The following is a 16,910-nucleotide window of genomic DNA, read 5'->3' as shown; positions in this document are numbered from 1 at the left end:
GGCTAGGCGCGGCTGTGCGGAGTGCGCGGGGACGGGGCGGCGGCGGGCAGGCCGGTGCCGGTCCAGCCGTCGGCCGGGCGGTCGAACCAGAGGTGCGCCTGTCCGGTGCCGACGGAGTTCTCGTACGCGCCGTACTGGCGGCCCCTGGCGGTGCAGGCCTGCTCGCCGAGGGCCCCGGCCATCATCAGGTAGTGGAAGAACTTCGCCTCCGGCTTGACCTTCCAGAACTCGTCCATGGTGCCGAGGACCTTGTCGTGGCGGCCCTCCTTGAACCAGGCGATGCGCTCCTCGTCTGCCGCGCGCGCCTGAGGGGTGAAGATGTGCACCGGGTCGCCGGACTCGTGGTCGCGCAGCTCGCGCAGCGGCCAGAAGGTGTGCGAGAGGGCGCCGGAGGCGATCAGCAGCACCCGGCGGCCCGGGGTGGCGGCGATGCCGTCGGCGAGTGCGCGGCCGAGCCGGAGGTGGTCCTCCATGTCTCCGGTCTGGCAGACGCCGATGGTCACCCACCGCTTGCCGGGAAGGCCCTCGCCGAGGAACTTCCAGAGGTTGATGGTGGCGTAGTAGATCGGCAGGTACGGGTCGTCGATCGCGGTGATCCAGGTACCGTGCTCGTCGGCGAACGACGCGATGTTGTGGGCGAGTTCGGGGTCGCCGGGGAAGTCGTACGGCATGCGGCACATGCCGCGCGGCAGCTCCTCGGAGGTGAACAGGCCCGCCCGGCGCGCCTGGGCGGTGACGACGAACTCGACGGTCGTGGCCCAGTGCGAGTCGAGGACGACGACGGTGTCGTAGTGGTCGTGTTCGAAGACATCCTCGCGTAGTTGCCTCAGGCCGGTGACGAGGGTGATCTCCTTGCCCTCGTTCAGTGCCAGGCGTTCGGCCTCGGGCAGCACGATGGTGGGGACGTGGGCGAGCAGGCCCGCCCCGACGATCTCACCCATGGTCCTTCCATCCCCTCGGGGCGGTGACGGTGTTCTTCAGGTCGCAGTAGAAGTCGAAGCTCCAGGTGCCGCCCTCGCGGCCGACGCCGGAGAGGCGGGAGCCGCCGAAGGGTGCCTGCAGATCGCGGACGAAGAAGCAGTTCACCCAGACGGTGCCCGCGACCAGCTGGGCGGTGACGCGTTCGGCGCGCTCGCGGTCGCCGGTGGCGACGGTGGCGGCCAGCCCGAAGCGGGTGTCGTTGGCGAGGCGGACGGCCTCCTCCTCGGTGGCGAAGGTCTGGAGGGTCAGGACGGGCCCGAAGACCTCCTCCTGGACGATCTCCGAGTCCTGGGCGACGTCGGTGAGCAGGGTCGGCGCGTAGTACTGGCCGTCCTCGCGGTGCCCGCCGATGACCGCGCGGGCCCCGGCGGCGACCGCCCGCCGCACGAATCCGTCGATCTTCTCCAGCTGGCGCGGGTGGATGTTCGGCCCGATGTCGGTGCCCTCGTCTCGCGGGTCGCCCTGGACGAGCGCGCTCGCCTTCGCCACGAACCGCCGGGTGAACTCCCCCGCGAGGGACTCCTCGACGAGGATCCGGGTGGCCGCGAGGCAGACCTGCCCGGCGTTGTCGTACTGCTCCACCGCGAGGTCCACAGCGAGGTCCAGGTCGGCATCGGCGAACACCAACAGGGGTGATTTCCCGCCGAGTTCGAGGCTGAGCGGGGTCAGGTTCGCGGCGGCCGAGGCGGCGATACGGCGGGCGGTCGGCACCGATCCCGTAAAACTGATCCGGCGCACGTCCGGGTGCGAGGTGAGGGCGTCCCCGATCTCGGCGCCGTAGCCCTGTACGACGTTCAGCACGCCGGCGGGCAGTCCCGCCTCGGCCGCGATGTCGGCGAGCAGGGAGGCGGTCAGCGGCGACCACTCGGCGGGCTTGAGGACCACGCTGTTGCCGGCGGCGAGGGCCGGGGCGACCTTCCAGGTGGCCAGCATCAGCGGGGAGTTCCACGGCGTGATCAGCACACAGGGCCCTGCCGGGTCCCAGCTGACGTGGTTGGTGTGCCCGCGGGTCTCGAAGTCCTCGTGGTCCAGCCGGAGCAACCAGTCGGCGAAGAAACGGAAGTTGTGGGCCACGCGGGGCATGACGCCACGGCGGTGGGAGCGCAGGAGTGCGCCGTTGTCGGTGGTCTCGACGATCGCCAGTTCTTCGAGCCGCTTCTCGACGCCGTCGGCGATGGCGTGCAGGATGCGGGCGCGTTCGGCGCGGGGGGTGGCGGCCCAGGCCGGGAAGGCGGCCTTGGCGGCGGCGACGGCGGCGTCGGCCTCGGCGGGGCCACCGCGGGCGATGTCGCCGAGGGCTGTTCCGTCGATGGGCGAGTGATCGGTGAAGGCAGAGGCGGAGGCAACGCGCTCGCCTCCGATCCAGTGCCGGGTGTCGACGGAGACGCCGGCGACGGTGATCTTGTCGGTCATGAGAGGGCTCCCATTGAGACGAGGGGGGTGGGGCAGCGCCCCGAAGTGGTGCGGGGCTGTATCGATGTGCGGCTGCGCCGCGGGGCGCGACCAGCCCACGACGACCCACAGGCCGACGACGACCTCACTCGGCCGACGCTCCCGACGTGCCGGACTCCAACAAACGTCCGCCGTCCCACACGACGCCCACCTGCCGGTAGTACGCGGCGATCGGCTCCCGGACCTCCAGCCGCGCCAGCTCCTCCGTCGGCGCCTCGAACAACTCCAACTCCGCGTCGCCGACCCATGGCCGACCTCCCTCGAAGGAGGCCGCCCCCGACTCGATCAACTCGTCCAGCACGAGCCCCTTGCCCTTCTCGATCGAGGGCAGCCAGCGGTGATGGACCATGGGATGCCCGTTGACGAACCCGTTGGTCTCCGACGGCTCCCGCAAGGTGACCACGGCCTGCGCCAACCGCCGGTCGGCAGCCGCGAGCGTCGCCCCGAACCGCGCCCCCGCCTCGATCCGCGGAGCGGGCCCGTACGGGTGCGGCCGCGTCTGGTGGATGGAGCCGAGCTTCTTCGGATATCCCTGGTGCAGCCCGCGGGCGATCGCGAAGTCCTTGTCGACCCAGATATAGACGCATCGCGAGTACGTCTGGCCGCGGTACTTGCAGCGAACTACCGCGAACGCCTCCTTGTACTGGGAGCGCACGGGGTCCAGGAGTTCCTCCCCCGACGCCGAACACGACTGCCAGTCGGCCCAGATGAGCGCAACCGCACCGGGATCCTCATCCGCCGGCTCCAAGGGTTCGGGCAGCAGTTCCCGCACCCGCGAGGGATCCGTGCGGTATTCGACGGTGAGCAGGTCCCCCGAGTAGCGCCATGGCGGCGCGGGGATCAGCGACGAGGCGCCGCTCGCCGTCTTGGGATGGAAGTAACCACGGACACTGGTCATGGCGGGGGTTCCTTAGGCGGTAAGGGCGGGCTGCCTGAGCAGTTCGGCGCGGTACCGGGCGGCGGCGGACGCGGCGGCCGGGCCGCCGAGGGCGACGACGCCGGTCAGGCGGCCGGCCGAGTGGTAGCCGGCGACCACGTCACCGTCCGGCTCGCCGTCGAGGATCCGCACGTCGTCCCTGCCGAGCGCGGGCGCGCCGAAGGACTGCAGCCGGAAGTCGTGCTGGTCGCTCCAGAAGGTGGGCAGGGGTGCGAAGGGCGCCAACTCGGCGTCCTGGCCGAGGAGATGGGCGACGAGGGTCCTCGCCGCGTGCTTGGCGGTGTCCGTGGGGATGGACCAGTGCTCGACCCGGCGGGGGGCACCGTCGTAGCGGGCGTTGGGGAAGCGGGCGACGTCGCCCACCGCGACCACCTCGGCGCGGCCGCCGGCCCGCAACAGTTCGTCCGTGCGGACGCCGTCGGTCAGGTCGAGTCCGTTGCCGTCCAGCCACTCGGTGTTGGCGATCGAACCGACCGATTCGACCACCACGTCCGCCCTGATGACCGAACCGTCGTCCAGGATCACTTCGGTGACCGTCCGATCACCCGCGAAAGCCTGCACCCCGGTGCCGAGCCGGAACCGCACCCCGCGCGCCGCGTGCCGCTCGAGCAGCGCCCGGGCGAGCAGTTCCCCGAGCGGGCCGACCATGGGCAGCGGCAGCGGATCGACGACGGTGACCTCGGCGACGCCCAGTCCGACGGCGGTGGCCGCGACCTCGCAGCCGATGAAACCGGCGCCGACCACGACCACCCGGGCGCCGGGACGGGTCAGTGCCTCGCGCAGGCCCTGGGCGTCGGCGAGGGTGCGCACGGTGTGGCGGCCGGCGAGTGGTCCGGGGCAGCCGAGGCGGCGGGGCCGCATGCCCGTGGCGGCGACCAGTCCGTCGTAGGAGAGCACCTCGCCGCCGTCGAGCTGGACGGCCCGCTCGGCGAGGCGGGCCGCGGCGACCCTGCGGCCCAGGCGCCACTCCACGTCGGACACGCTCGCGCGGGGCCGGAAGGCGAGCGACTCGAAGGGGGCCCGGCCCGCCAGGACGTCCTTGGAGAGCGGGGGCCGGTTGTACGGCATGTGGGGTTCGTCCCCGACCACCGTGATCGTGCCGGTCCAGCCGGCCGCGCGCAGCTGTTCGGCGGCGCGCAGACCGGCCATGGAGGCGCCGGCGACGACGATACGACCGCTCATCGGTCAGTCCTCGATCCGGATGGCCTGGAGCGGGCAGACGTCGGCCGCCGCCTCGACCTCGTCGCGCAGGGCGTCGTCGGGGTCGGCGACATAGGCGAGGCGCCCGTCGGCGTCGAGCCGGAAGACGTCGGGTGCCGCGAAGACGCACTGGCCGTGGTCCTGGCACTTGTTCATGTCGACGACGACCTGCATGGCCGGTCCTCCTGAGGGTGAGGGCGTCGCGGAGCGAAGAGGGGCGAAGTGGGGCCCGACCGGCTCAGGAAGGGCCCCGGCCAACCGGGGGCGGTGACCGCCCCCGGAACTCGTTTGGCTTCAAACAAGGTAGGCAGCCACCACCCCCGGGTCAATACCTATCCGGATGGATAAATTCTTGCTGCCGAAACCTTGCGGTACGGCACAGCGCTCCCTACCGTTTGGCGTCAAACAACGAGCCGGGCGCCGTCCGGGACCGAGGTGCCCCTATCCGCCGCAGGAGACCCCGGTGAGCGCTCATGACCAGCAGGAAGTCCGCCGCCACATGGACCGGCTCGCCGCCGACGGCATCGATGTCGTCCGGGTGACCTATCCCGATCTGATCGGCACCGAGCGGGCTCGCGACGTCCTGGTCGGGGAACTGCCCCGGGCCATGCAGCACGGGCTGGCCTTCTGCCGGGCCGTCTACCACACCAGTCCGCAAGGGGACGTCGTCCCGGTCAGCGGTGGCCTGGACGCGGGGCTGCCCGACATCGCCGTACGGCCGGATCTCGACACGCTGACCGCGCTGCCGTGGGAGCCGGGCGTCGCCTCCTGTCTCGCGGAGGTGGTGGACCCGGCCACCGGGTCACCGGCCCCCGAGTCACCCCGCGACCTGCTGCGCACGGTCCTGGGGCGCTGCCGCGAGCACGGGCTGCGGCCGATCGTCGGACCGGAGCTGGAGTACTACCTGTGCGAACCGGCCCCCGGCGGCGGCTGGCGCCGGTACGCCCGGGAACCGGGTGTCGTCTACACCGCCGGACTGCGCGCCGACCCCGACAACCACCTGTTGCGCACCCTGCGCCAGGTGCGCGACCTGAACATCGGCGTGCTCAGCGGGAACCACGAGTTCGACGCCGGCCAGTTCGAGATCAACCTGGTCCACTCCGCGGCCCTGTCGGCCGCCGACCGCGCCTTCCGTTTCAAGGCCGCGGTCAAGGAGCTGGCCCGCCGCGAGGGCCGGCTGGCCACCTTCATGGCCAAGCCGTTCAACGACTGCGGCGGCTCCGGTTTCCACCTGCACCTGTCGTGCGACGACGCCGAGGGCCGCAACGCCTTCGACGACCCGGCGGGGCCGTACGGCCTCTCCCCCACCGCGCGCCACGCCGTGGCCGGCGTCCTCGCGCACGCCCCGGCCCTGGCCGCGCTGCTCAACCCCACGGTGAACTCGTACAAGCGCTTCGGCCCGGACACCCTCGCGCCCTGGCTGATCGACTGGGGGCTGGACAACCGCAGTGCCATGGTGCGCATCCCACCGGAGCGCGGCAGCGGCGCCCGCATGGAGCTGCGGCTCGGCGACGCGAGCGCCAACCCGTACCTCGCGATCGCCGGCACGATCGCCGCCGCCCTGCTGGGTGTGCTGGCCGGCGAGGCGCCCCCGGCCCCGTTGGAGGGCTACGGCTACGACACCGCCAGGTCGGCCATGCTGCCGACGACCCTGTCCGCCGCGCTGGACGCGCTGGAGGCGGACACCGCCCTGACCGAGATCCTCGGCAAGGACTTCACCGCCTCCTTCCTCTCCTACAAGCGCGACGAGGTCGAGCGCTTCCAACGGTTCGTCACCGACTGGGAGTTCACCGAGTACGCCTACCACCTGTGACCCGGCCAGCCCCATCGACACCCCACGTGACGCCCAGGAGCCACCCCATGACCACCGAGACCCCCACCGCGGCCGCGCACGAGCCGATGCCCCTCGGGGACGTCGACCTCGCCGACCTCGACAACTTCACCGACGGGGTCACCCCGTGGCGGATGTTCCACACCCTGCGCCACCAGGACCCCGTGCACTGGCAGCCGGAGCAGGCACCCAACTCCGGCTTCTGGGCGGTCACCCGGCACGCGGACATCGCCCGTGTCGACCGGGACGCGGAGACGTTCACCTCGACGCGGTTCGTCAACCTGGAGGAGCTGGACGACGACCAGATCAAGAAGCGGGCCTCCATCCTGGAGCTGGACGGCGTACGGCACCGGGCGCTGCGCAGCGTGATCCAGCGGCAGTTCGGGGCGAGCGTGATCAACAGCTACGGCGACTTCCTGCGCGGTCTGACCGCGAAGACGCTGGACGCGGCTCTGGCGAAGGGCCGTTTCGACTTCGCCAAGGAGGTGTCGGCCGACTTCCCGATCAACGTCCTCGCCCGGCTGCTGGACGTGCCGCCGCAGGACAACCAGCAGCTCATCGACTGGGGCAACCGCATCATCGGCAACACCGACCCGGACTACGCGGACGTGCTGCTGCACAGCGAGGAGAGCGAGGAGTACCGGGACCTGCCGTTCCGCTCCCCGGCCTCGCTCGAAGTCTTCGCCTACGGGCGGGAGCTGGCCCGGCAGCGGCGCGGCGGCAACGGCACGGACCTGGTGTCGCGGCTGGTCAACACCACCCCGCGCGACGGCGTCCCGCTGTCCGCGCGGGACTTCGACAACTACTTCCTGCTGCTGGTCGTGGCCGGCAACGAGACGACCCGGCACACCATCACCCACTCCATGCTGGCCCTGCTCCAGCACCCCGAGCAGCTGGCCCGCCTCCAGGAGGACCCGTCCCTGATCCCCACGGCCGTGGAGGAGTTCCTGCGCTGGGCCTCCCCGGTCTACCACTTCCGCCGTACCGCGACCCGCGACGTCGAGCTGGGCGGCAAGCGGATCAAGGAGGGCGACAAGGTCGTCATGTGGTACGCCTCCGGCAACCGCGACGAGGAGGTCTTCGTCAATCCGTACGACTTCGACGTGGCCCGCCGGCACAACGACCACGTCACCTTCGGCAAGGGCAGCCCGCACCTGTGCCTGGGCAATCTGCTGGCCCGCACCGAGATCCGGATCATGTTCGAGGAGCTGATCCCGCGCCTCGCGGACATCCGTCTGACCGGTGAGGTCCCCCGTGTCCGCTCGAACTTCGTCAACGGCATCAAGAGGCTGCCGGTCGAGGTCACCCTGGCTTGAGGGCGGGAAACGTCACAGTCCGAGGCGGGCTCGGTACGGACCGTGTCGTCCGCACGCTCGCACAGCACTCAGTTCCCCCGAGAGCCCACTCGCGCTGCACTGAGTGTCAGTGGACCCGTCCGGGTGCTACGTTCCCCTTCATGAGCTCCAGCAGCGCCGCGCCGACCGCGAAGCCGCCGATGCGGGAGGCCCTCGTCGCGGCGGCCTTCCGGCTCTTCCTGGAACGCGGGTACGAGCAGACCACCGTGGACGACATCGTGGCCCTGGCCGGGGTCGGCCGGCGTTCGTTCTTCCGTTATTTCCCCTCGAAAGAGGATGTGGTCTTCCCCGACCACGAGCGCTGCCTGGCCGACATGACCGCCTTCCTCGCGGCGAGCGCCGAGGAGCACGAACCGGTGCGGCGGGTGTGCGACGCGGCCCGGCTGGTGCTGGGGATGTACGCGGAGAACCCGACGTTCTCCGTGCAGCGCTACCGCCTCACCAAGCAGGTGCCGGGCCTGCGGGCCTACGAGCTGTCGGTGGTCTGGCGCTACGAGCGCGCACTCGCCGAGTATCTGCGCGCCCGGTTCGCGGGCCGGCCCGACGGGACGCTGCGGGCGGACGTCATCGCGGCGGCGGTCGTCGCCGCACACAACAACGCCCTGCGCTTCTGGCTGCGTTCGGACGGCCTGGGCGACGCGGGCGCGGCGGTGGATCACGCACTCGGATATGTGCAGACGACGTTCGGGCGCAGCGCCGAGCCCGCGGCGGCGGCACCCACCCCCGTGGGCCTGACAGGGGCCGGCCATCCCGACGACGTGATCGTGCTCGTCTCCCGCCGGGACGCCCCGCTGTGGCGGGTGGTGCAGGAGCTGGAGGCGGCACTCGGCCGCGGCTGACGCACCCCTGGCCATAAATTGGGGGTACGGAGTGCCTTTACGAGTGACACTGAGTGCCATACTCTGTCGCCGTGCACGGTGGCACGGCCGCCGCGCACGCGTGTGCCCGGTGCGCGCCGGACACGCGGGATTCCGGCCGAGCGCAGGGAGTTGACCAGCGTGTACCACCACTCAGCAAACGCCTCGTATCCGGCGGCCGGCTCCGCGGCGGGTGTGCTCGATCCCGTCTCCGTGGACTCCAGGGACGCCATCCACTTCCAGCGGTGCACCTGGTGCGGCACCGCGATGTACCACCGGCTGCTGTGTCCGGTGTGCCAGGGCAGCGAGCTGCGCACGGAGCGCAGCGAGGGCGTCGGGACGGTCCGGCACTCCACCGTGGTGCACCGCAACACGCCCGCGGCGCGCAATGTCTCGCTGGTGGAGATGGCCGAGGGGTTCGTCGTGCGGGGCCGGGTCATGGGCCCGCCGGTCGGCATCCACAGCGGCGACCGGGTCCGGCTGTCCACCACCCAGGACCCGGTGCGGGGCGAACCGGTCTTCCAGCTGCTGGACGAGTCGTACCGCAGCGCCTGGACCTGACGGCACGAGACGGCTGACGCGAGCGGCACAGGACGGCTGACGCGAGCGCCGGACAATGCGCTGATCACCCATGTGATCGTTCACTTCTCCTGCACAGGCAACCCATGGACCGCGCCTTCCGTCCTCCGGGATCGAGGGGCGCCCGGGACGGCCGGGACGCCCGAGGTCGGGGCTGGAGGAGGAGAAAGTGGTCCGTGCCCGGCGCATATGGGTGACCGCCGCCGCGTTGCTCGCGGTGGCGGGAGCATCCCCAGGGGCGGCAGTCGCACAGGCTCAACCACGCTTACAGGAAGGCATATCGGCCGCCCGGGAGGGCGGTACTCCGCTGCCGCCGGGCTGGCGGATCGCCGGCGGGCGGTCGGAGCCGCAGCTGGTGTGGCGGTCGGACCGGCCGGTGCCGATGGGCGACGCGCGGGTCGAATTCCGTTCGGGCGAGCACCTGTTGGGGGTGCCACGGCCCGGCGCGGACGGGCACACCTTCCGGCTGCCGCTGGACGGACAGCGGGCCGGTGAGCTGCACGGGCTCCAAGTGTGGTCCGGCGGACGGCGGCTGGACCAGCCGAACGCCACCGGGACCACCTCCGCGGCCCGGCCGCCGGCCCCGCTGCCGGCGAACGAGGTCGATCCCGGCAAGGCCGGCCCGTACCGGACCAGGACCGGCGAGTACGACCTCAAGTCGGTCAAGCTGCCGGGCTTCCCCGCTCCCGTGGAGATGCGCGGGGTGGTCGTCGCCCCCGTCGACGCGTCCGGCAGGCGCCCGCTCGCGCTGTTCCTGCACGGCCGCCACTACACCTGCTACCAGGGCCAGGACATCACCGGCGAGTGGCCGTGCAAGGCCGGTACGAAGCCCGTGCCGAGCCACCGCGGTTACCTGCGCGACCAGCGGCTCCTGGCCTCGCAGGGCTATGTGACCGTCTCGATCTCCGCCAACGGCATCAACGGCCAGGACTTCGCGGCCGAGGACGGCGGCGCCGAGGCCCGCTCCTCACTGGTACGGCAGCACCTGGCCCGCTGGGCCGACTGGGCCGCGCACCCGGAGACCGCACCGCCGGCCGTACGCCGGTCACCGCGTGCCGACCTGTCCCGCGTGCTGCTCGTCGGGCACTCCCGGGGCGGCGAGGGCGTCAACCGGGCGGCCCTGGACAGTCTCTATCCGCCGCCCGCCGACCAGGACGGCTATCACGGCCCGGTCCGCTGGACCATCCGGGGCATGGTCCTCATCGGCCCCACCGTCTTCGGTCAGAACCCGGTGCCCGACGTGCCCTCGGTGACGATCCTGCCCGGCTGCGACGGTGACGTCTCCGACCTGCAGGGCGAGGTGTACGTCGACGGCACCCGCGCGGTCAGCAACGGCAGCGCGCTGCACAGTGCCGTGTACGTCATCGGCGCCGACCACAACTTCTTCAACTCCGAGTGGACGCCGGGGCAGTCGGCGGCGCCTTCCGAGGACGACTTCTCCGACGACCCGCGGCACCCGGACGCCGTGTGCAACAAGCACGCTGCGACCCGGCTCACGGCCGACCAGCAGCACCGGGCCGGGTCGACGTACATCGCGGCCGCCGCGCGGCTGTTCGTGGGCGGGGACGACCGGGTGCGACCGCTGCTGGACGGCTCCGGGCGGCGGGCTCCGTCGGCGGACCCGGCACGGGTCCTCAGCCATGCCGTCGGCGCGCGCCGGGGCGCCGGGTTCCTGCCCGACGGCGGGGTGTCGGTGACCGGCGCCCGGCTGTGCGACGCGGTCAACCCCAGCCCGGGCAAGGCCTGTCTGGGGCAGCGTGCGGCGGGAGCGTCGCCGCACTTCGCGCAGTGGGAAGCCGGCCGGGAGACCGGCCGGCAGGCGATCGCGCTGCGCTGGACCCGCGCCGGCACGCCCGCGCGGGTGAGCGTCCGGCAGCCGGTGTCGCTGTCGGGCTCCAAGGCGCTGACGCTGCGGCTGTTCGTGCCGCCGAACTCCAAGGGCACGCAGCTCGACGTGTCCCTCACCGACACAAGCGGCCGTACGGCGAAGCTGGGCCGGATCCGTGCCGACGGGCTGCCCGGCAGCGGGCGGACCGCGTCGTACTGGGCGCGCGAGTTCCGGGTGCCGCTGGCGGCGGCCACTCGCGCCGGGTTCTCGCTCGGCTCGGTCAAGTCCCTCGAGCTGACGCCGCGTTCGGCGTCCGGGCAGGCCTGGCTGATGGACGCGTGGGGCTGGCGTCCCGGTACCCCGGCCGCGCGGGCGGCCGCGCTGCCCCGCGTGGACGTCGGCCGTATGACGGTGAACGAGGGCGACTCGGGTGTGCGCACCTACCGTGTTCCGGTGCGGGTGACGGGCCACGGCAGCGGACAGGTCCGGGTGTATGTCATGGACCCGGCCACGGGGAAGGCCGCGGAGCGGCTGGTGACGGTGCGTCCGGGCGGTCACGACATCGACGTGCCGGTCGAGGTGAAGGGCAACACGCGCTACGGCCTGGACGTGTCGCACGACGTCCTGGTCAAGGCGGTCCGCGGTGCGGTCGTCGGCTCCTACCGTGGCGGGATCACGGTCCACGACGACGATCCGGCGCCTGCGATGACCGTCACGCCGGTCGCCGACCGGGTCTCCGAGGGGAAGTCGCTGACCTGGCGGCTGTCCCTGTCGGAGGCGGTCGACGTGGACATGAACGCGATGTTCACGGTGGTGCCGGGCACCGGGCCGGAGCTGTCCACCAAGGACGTCTCGGCGCGCTGGCTGCAGGAGACCGCCGGGGCGAAGCCCGACCCGGAGCGTCCGCTGTCCAAGGCCGGCATCTACCTGTGGGTGGAGATCCAGGCGGGGCGGACGAGCGTGGACATCACCGTGCCCACGGTCAAGGACGGCGTGCGGGAGCCGGCCGAGTCGGTGCGGTTCCAGCAGGTGGACATGAACACCGGCGAGCCGAGGTCCGACGGGCTGGTGCTGTCCGGTTCGGTGCTGGACGCGTCCTAGCGCACCGGTTCCGGGTGGCCCTCATTCGGCGAGGGTCACCCGGATCCCGACCGTTCCGTCCAGGCCGCGCCGCATCCGGCTGCCCAGCAGGGTGAGGCGGCCGAGGATGCCGTACTTGCGGGCGATGAGGTTCCGGTAGCGGGCGGTGGTGGCGGCGTCGGTGATCCGCGCGGTGGCCGGCAGCGGGTCGCCGGTGGGGTTGCCGCGCAGGTCGCAGGGGCCGACGAGGACGTCGGCACGGCGCCGGATCCGCTTGACCTTGAAGCTGTCGGCGGCCGTCCAGACACCGAGGGTGTCACCGTCCCGGACCACCCACACCGGGGTGGGGACCGGGGTGCCGTTCTTGCGGTAGCTGGTCACCAGCAGGTACTTGCCGGAGCCGAGCCGGTCCAGCCGCGTGTCGTCCATGCCCGGCAGTGTAGGAGGCCGGCGGCTCACGGGCCCTGCCCGGTCATCCCAGGGCCGCCGCCATGCGCCGTACCCCCTCGGTGAGGATCCCTGGGGAGGTCGCCAGGTTCAGGCGTACGTGCCCCGCGCCGCCGGTGCCGAAGAGCGGGCCCGAGCTCAGGGCGACCCGGCCGCGGTCGAGGAAGATCTGCGCGGGGTCGTCGCCGAGGCCGAGGGCGCGGCAGTCGAGCCAGGCCAGATAGGTGGCCTCGGCTGGGTACGCGCGGACGCCGGGCAGGTGTTCGGCGAGCAGGTCGGCGAGCAGGCTCCGGTTGGCCTCCAGACCGGCCAGCAGGGCGTCCAGCCAGCCGGTGGCATCGCGCAGGGCGGCGGTGTGGGCGATGACGCCGACGTGGCTGGGTCCGTGGCCGACCTCCTCCGGGAGATGGTCGAGGTCGGTGGCGGCCTTGGGTCCGGCCAGGGCGAGGGCGGCCTTGATACCGGCCAGGTTCCAGCCCTTGGAGGCCGACATCAGGGACAGGCCGTTCTCGGCGCCGGGCACGCTCAGGTACGGCACGAAGGTGGCGCCGGGGGCGACGAGCGGGGCGTGGATCTCGTCCGCGACGACCCGGACGCCGTACCGCTCGGCGAGGGCGGCGACGGCGGCCAGTTCAGCGGCGGTGTGGACGGTGCCGGTGGGGTTGTGCGGGCTGCACAGCAGGTAGGCGGCGCGGCCGCGGCCGGCGGTCGCCTCCCGGAACGCCTCCTCCAGCGCGGCCATGTCGATCCGGAGGTCGGCGCCGAGCGGGGCCTCGGCCACCCGGCGGTCCATGTGCGTGATGAACTGGAAGAACGGCTGGTACACGGGCGGATTGACGATCACCGGATCGCCGGGCCCGGTGACCAGTTTGAGCATTTCGACCACTCCGAGCATCACGTCCGGAACGATCGCGGTGCGCTCGACGGCGAGCCCGTCCCAGCTCCAGCGTGCGGCGGCGAACGCGGCCAGCGCCTCGGCGTAGGCGGTGCCGGCGGGGTAGCCGGTATCGCCGAGGGCGAGCGCGTCGGTGACGGCACGGACCACGGCTGGAGCGAGGGGCACGTCCATCTCGGCCACCCACAAGGGCAGCACGTCCTCGGGGTAGGTGCGCCACTTCATGCTCGTACGACGGCGCAGCTGCTCCAGGCCGAGGGCGCGCAGCGGGTCGGGTTCGCCGGGAGCGGTGTGCGGGATGCTGGTCATGGGGCTCACCATAAGAGGCCGTGGGGGTGCGGGAACGAGCGGAAACGCCGGGACGGGCGGCGGAGATCAACTCGGGCGTCTAGATTGCGTCTTGAACGGTGCATCACCCTCATCGGGCATTCATCCGCATCAGGCATTCACCCGTATCCAGGAGCTGACCCACGTGACCGACAACCCGGCAGCCACCGACGACGTGGCGGTGTCGCTGCGCGCCCGCATCAACACCGGCCAGCCGCACACCGCCCGGATCTGGAACTACTGGCTCGGCGGCAAGGACAACTACGAGGTCGACCGGGCGGCCGGCGACCAGATTCGCCGACTGCACCCGGGTATCGGGGAGTACGCCCGCGCCGACCGGCTGTTCCTCGGCCGCGCGGTGCGCCATCTGGCCGGTGAGGTGGGCATCCGGCAGTTCCTGGACATCGGCACCGGGCTGCCCACCGCCGACAACACGCACGAGGTGGCCCAGCGCATCGCGCCCGAGTCACGGATCGTGTACGTCGACAACGACCCGCTGGTCCTGGCGCACGCGCGTGCCCTGCTGACGAGCACGCCGGAGGGCCGTACCGACTATCTGGACCAGGATCTGCGCAACGTCGACGCGATCCTCGAACACGCCGCGAAGACACTGGACTTCAGCGAGCCGGTGGCGCTGATGCTGCTCGGCGTGGTCATCTTCATCGGCGACGACGAGGACCCGTACGGTCTGGTACGGCGGTTGACGGAGCGGCTGCCGGCGGGCAGCCATCTGGTGCTGTCGCACACCGTCACCCACCCGTCCATGCCGGACGTGGACGAGGCGGTGAAGTTCTGGAACGAGCATGGCACCCCCAAGCTGACCCAGCGCACGCCCGAAAACGTGGCCCGGTTCTTCGACGGTCTGGAGCTGCTGGAACCGGGGGTCGTGTCCTGCTCGCGCTGGCGCCCGGAACACGATCACGGGGGCGAGCCGGAGGAGGTCGCGATGTTCGGCGGGGTGGCCCGCAAGAACTGAGCCCGGCCCCGGAGGCCCCCGCAAGAACTGAGCCCGGCCCCGGAGGCCCCCGCAAGAGCTGAGCCCGGACCGGAGGCCCCCAAGAACTGAGCACGGGCGGGGTCCCGCGAGAGCAGGTCCGCGCGGGGCGGGATCCCGCCAGAGCGGGTCCGCGCGGGCGGGGTCCCGCCAGAGCCGGGGCCGGGCGGGCAGGGTCCCACCAGAACCGGGTCCGGGCGGGCAGGGTCCCACCAGAACCAGGTCCGCGCGGACGGGATCCCGCGGGACCTCGGGTCCCGGCGGGAGGGACCTGTAAGACCCGGGTCCCGGCGGACGGCACCCACGAGAGCCAGGTCCGGGCGAGCGAGATCCCGCGAGACCCAGGGCCGGGCGGGCAGGGTCCCGCCAGAACCGGGATCCGCGCGGACAGGGTCCCGCCAGAACCGAGACCCGGCGGACGAGACCCACGAGAACCGGACCCCGGCTCACGAGACCCACGAGAACCGGACCCCGGCTCACGAGACCCACGAGAACCAAGCCCCAGCCCAAGACACCCACAAGACCCAGACCCCAGCGCAAGACACCCACGAGAACCAAGCCCCGGCCCAAGACACCCACAAGGCCCCGACCCCCGGCCGGTCGAGATCACCGCTGTCGCTGAACGCCGCGGCCCCGAGCCGCGTATGGACGTGTGGGCCCTCTACGACCCGAGGGTCTCGCGCCGCCGGTTCGGGCGGTGTGCGTTCGGTTCGGCTTCGGGAGCCCTTACATGCGGCACGTACGACGACGGATCGTCAGGCGGGTGACACGCCTGGCGGCGGTCGGCGGACTCCTCCTGGGCGGCGTGATGGTCACCCAGGCGGCCATGGCGAGCGAGTCACCTCCGGCTGCCGCAAGACCGCTCTCCAAGGCCGCCGGCGCGGGGGACACCGGCGCCGCGCTGGTGACGCGGCTCGGCACGGGGCGCACGGCGGGCAACTGGATCGGTGCCGACGGGCGGCCGGTCGTGGCGGTGACCGACCAGGCGGCGGCGCGGGAGGTCCGGCGCGCGGGGGCCGAGGCGAAGGTCGTGTCGCACAGCATGAACGAGCTCAAGTCGGCGACGGCCACGCTGCGTTCGGCACCGCGTGTGGCGGGCACGGCGTGGGCGGTGGACTACCGGACCAACCGGGTCGTGGTGAGCGCGGACAGCACGGTCTCCGCAGGCGACTGGTCCCGGATGAGCCAAGTCGCCGCGAGGATCGGGGGCTTCGTGCGGATGGAGCGTACGAAGGGCACGTTCACCACGCGGCTGAACGGCGCCCAGCCGATCCTGTCGACCGGCGGCCGCTGCTCGGCGGGGTTCAATGTGACCAACGGGCAGAGAGACTTCATCCTCACGGCCGGTCACTGCGGTCCCACGGGATCCACCTGGTTCGCCGACAACCAGGGCAACCAGCAGCTCGGCCAGACGGTGAGCAGCACCTTCCCCGGCAATGACTTCTCGCTCGTGCAGTACGCCTCCGGCAAGGCCGGTGACGGCGCCGACGTCGTCGCGATCGGCGGCGGCAACGGAGTGCGGATCACGGGGCTCGCCGATGCGGCGGTCGGGCAGCGGGTGTTCCGCAGCGGCAGCACCAGCGGCCTGCACGACGGCCAGGTCACCGCGCTGAACGCGACCGTCAACTACCCCGAGGGGACGGTCACCGGACTCATCCAGACCAACGTGTGTGCCGAACCCGGCGACAGCGGCGGTCCGATGTTCTCCGACGGGATCGCGCTCGGTGTCACCTCGGGCGGCAGCGGTGACTGCACGACGGGCGGGACGACGTTCTTCCAACCGGTGACGAAGGCGCTGACGGCGCTGAACGTCAAGCTGATCGTGTCGGCGCGGAACGCCGGCGCCGCCGCGCAGAACGCCGGCCCCTCCCCCGCGTCGTCCGCCCCGGCGGCACAGGGCGCGGTGGCGCCGAGCGCGGCCTCGCCGGGTTCCTCGGCGCCGGTGACGGGGGCCCAGGGGCAGACGCTGCTGGCGCGGCTGACGGACACCCGGAACATCGGTCCCGGGCTGCTGGTGATCGCGGGCAGTCTGATCGCCCTGGTCGCGACCCGCTACATCCGGGCCGAGCAGGACCGCAAGGCCTATCAGCGGTACTACTCGGCGACCTGGGGCTGACGAGCCCGCGGCCCGCAGCCGACATACGAAG

At 72.2% G+C, this 16,910-nt stretch carries 14 protein-coding genes; 7 read left to right on the top strand and 7 right to left on the bottom strand.

Going from position 1 to position 16,910, the window contains the following annotated elements; translation table 11 throughout:
- Positions 1-2: 2 nt before the first annotated feature.
- From ACWC0C_RS31935 to ACWC0C_RS31915, 5 genes are all read right to left on the bottom strand, one after another.
- Complete coding sequence (locus ACWC0C_RS31935; RefSeq protein WP_450867532.1) at positions 3-941, bottom strand: 3,4-dihydroxyphenylacetate 2,3-dioxygenase; 939 nt, start codon at positions 939-941, stop codon at positions 3-5.
- On the bottom strand, positions 934-2,394 hold the full coding sequence (locus ACWC0C_RS31930) for an aldehyde dehydrogenase (RefSeq protein WP_450867531.1): 1,461 nt from the start codon (positions 2,392-2,394) through the stop codon (positions 934-936). The genes ACWC0C_RS31935 and ACWC0C_RS31930 overlap by 8 nt, the downstream gene beginning before the upstream one ends.
- Positions 2,395-2,518: 124 nt before the next feature.
- Complete coding sequence (locus ACWC0C_RS31925; protein WP_450867530.1) at positions 2,519-3,331, bottom strand: acetoacetate decarboxylase family protein; 813 nt, start codon at positions 3,329-3,331, stop codon at positions 2,519-2,521.
- A 12-nt stretch (positions 3,332-3,343) separates the two neighbouring features.
- Positions 3,344-4,552: an NAD(P)/FAD-dependent oxidoreductase gene (locus tag ACWC0C_RS31920; RefSeq protein ID WP_450867528.1), complete on the bottom strand. Its 1,209-nt coding sequence runs from the start codon at positions 4,550-4,552 to the stop codon at positions 3,344-3,346.
- A 3-nt stretch (positions 4,553-4,555) separates the two neighbouring features.
- Positions 4,556-4,744 (bottom strand): ferredoxin, encoded by a 189-nt coding sequence (locus ACWC0C_RS31915; protein WP_450867526.1) that lies wholly within the window; start codon positions 4,742-4,744, stop codon positions 4,556-4,558.
- A 289-nt stretch (positions 4,745-5,033) separates the two neighbouring features.
- Between ACWC0C_RS31915 and ACWC0C_RS31910 the strand changes: the two genes are divergently transcribed.
- The 5 genes from ACWC0C_RS31910 (at position 5,034) to ACWC0C_RS31890 (ending at position 12,121) form a co-directional block, all read left to right on the top strand.
- On the top strand, positions 5,034-6,383 hold the full coding sequence (locus tag ACWC0C_RS31910; protein WP_450867525.1) for a glutamine synthetase family protein: 1,350 nt from the start codon (positions 5,034-5,036) through the stop codon (positions 6,381-6,383).
- 47 nt (positions 6,384-6,430) lie between these two features.
- Entirely contained in the window at positions 6,431-7,717 is a 1,287-nt protein-coding gene (locus ACWC0C_RS31905) for a cytochrome P450 (RefSeq protein ID WP_450867524.1), read from the top strand.
- A 140-nt stretch (positions 7,718-7,857) separates the two neighbouring features.
- A complete protein-coding gene (locus ACWC0C_RS31900) occupies positions 7,858-8,595 on the top strand; it encodes a TetR family transcriptional regulator (RefSeq protein ID WP_450867523.1) in 738 nt (245 codons plus the stop codon).
- A 159-nt stretch (positions 8,596-8,754) separates the two neighbouring features.
- Entirely contained in the window at positions 8,755-9,174 is a 420-nt protein-coding gene (locus tag ACWC0C_RS31895; RefSeq protein ID WP_449194018.1) for a Zn-ribbon domain-containing OB-fold protein, read from the top strand.
- A 187-nt stretch (positions 9,175-9,361) separates the two neighbouring features.
- Positions 9,362-12,121: an alpha/beta hydrolase family protein gene (locus ACWC0C_RS31890; protein ID WP_450867522.1), complete on the top strand. Its 2,760-nt coding sequence runs from the start codon at positions 9,362-9,364 to the stop codon at positions 12,119-12,121.
- Between the two features lie 21 nt (positions 12,122-12,142).
- On the opposite strand, the gene ACWC0C_RS31885 is transcribed toward ACWC0C_RS31890, so the two are convergent.
- Together ACWC0C_RS31885 and ACWC0C_RS31880 are read right to left on the bottom strand one after the other, a co-directional pair.
- On the bottom strand, positions 12,143-12,529 hold the full coding sequence (locus ACWC0C_RS31885) for a PPOX class F420-dependent oxidoreductase (RefSeq protein WP_450867521.1): 387 nt from the start codon (positions 12,527-12,529) through the stop codon (positions 12,143-12,145).
- A gap of 43 nt (positions 12,530-12,572) precedes the next feature.
- Complete coding sequence (locus tag ACWC0C_RS31880) at positions 12,573-13,751, bottom strand: MalY/PatB family protein (RefSeq protein ID WP_450867520.1); 1,179 nt, start codon at positions 13,749-13,751, stop codon at positions 12,573-12,575.
- Positions 13,752-13,914: 163 nt separating this feature from the next.
- Between ACWC0C_RS31880 and ACWC0C_RS31875 the strand changes: the two genes are divergently transcribed.
- A complete protein-coding gene (locus ACWC0C_RS31875; protein ID WP_450867519.1) occupies positions 13,915-14,745 on the top strand; it encodes an SAM-dependent methyltransferase in 831 nt (276 codons plus the stop codon).
- A 748-nt stretch (positions 14,746-15,493) separates the two neighbouring features.
- Positions 15,494-16,879: a S1 family peptidase gene (locus ACWC0C_RS31870; protein WP_450867518.1), complete on the top strand. Its 1,386-nt coding sequence runs from the start codon at positions 15,494-15,496 to the stop codon at positions 16,877-16,879.
- Positions 16,880-16,910 lie beyond the last annotated feature (31 nt).

The sequence above is a fragment of the Streptomyces sp. NPDC001709 genome (assembly GCF_053596375.1).
Note: the sequence above shows the minus strand (reverse complement) of the source record. Positions and strands in the feature narration are given on the sequence as shown.

What these genes read in the sequence shown, in the direction of transcription:
- ACWC0C_RS31900 (WP_450867523.1), top strand. Translation starts at nt 7,858, where the DNA reads ATGAGCTCCAGCAGCGCCGCGCCGACCGCGAAGCCGCCGATGCGGGAG.
- ACWC0C_RS31920 (WP_450867528.1), bottom strand. Translation starts at nt 4,552, where the DNA reads ATGAGCGGTCGTATCGTCGTCGCCGGCGCCTCCATGGCCGGTCTGCGC.
- ACWC0C_RS31905 (WP_450867524.1), top strand. Translation starts at nt 6,431, where the DNA reads ATGACCACCGAGACCCCCACCGCGGCCGCGCACGAGCCGATGCCCCTC.
- ACWC0C_RS31885 (WP_450867521.1), bottom strand. Translation starts at nt 12,529, where the DNA reads ATGGACGACACGCGGCTGGACCGGCTCGGCTCCGGCAAGTACCTGCTG.
- ACWC0C_RS31880 (WP_450867520.1), bottom strand. Translation starts at nt 13,751, where the DNA reads ATGACCAGCATCCCGCACACCGCTCCCGGCGAACCCGACCCGCTGCGC.
- ACWC0C_RS31935 (WP_450867532.1), bottom strand. Translation starts at nt 941, where the DNA reads ATGGGTGAGATCGTCGGGGCGGGCCTGCTCGCCCACGTCCCCACCATC.
- ACWC0C_RS31915 (WP_450867526.1), bottom strand. Translation starts at nt 4,744, where the DNA reads ATGCAGGTCGTCGTCGACATGAACAAGTGCCAGGACCACGGCCAGTGC.
- ACWC0C_RS31930 (WP_450867531.1), bottom strand. Translation starts at nt 2,394, where the DNA reads ATGACCGACAAGATCACCGTCGCCGGCGTCTCCGTCGACACCCGGCAC.
- ACWC0C_RS31870 (WP_450867518.1), top strand. Translation starts at nt 15,494, where the DNA reads ATGCGGCACGTACGACGACGGATCGTCAGGCGGGTGACACGCCTGGCG.
- ACWC0C_RS31925 (WP_450867530.1), bottom strand. Translation starts at nt 3,331, where the DNA reads ATGACCAGTGTCCGTGGTTACTTCCATCCCAAGACGGCGAGCGGCGCC.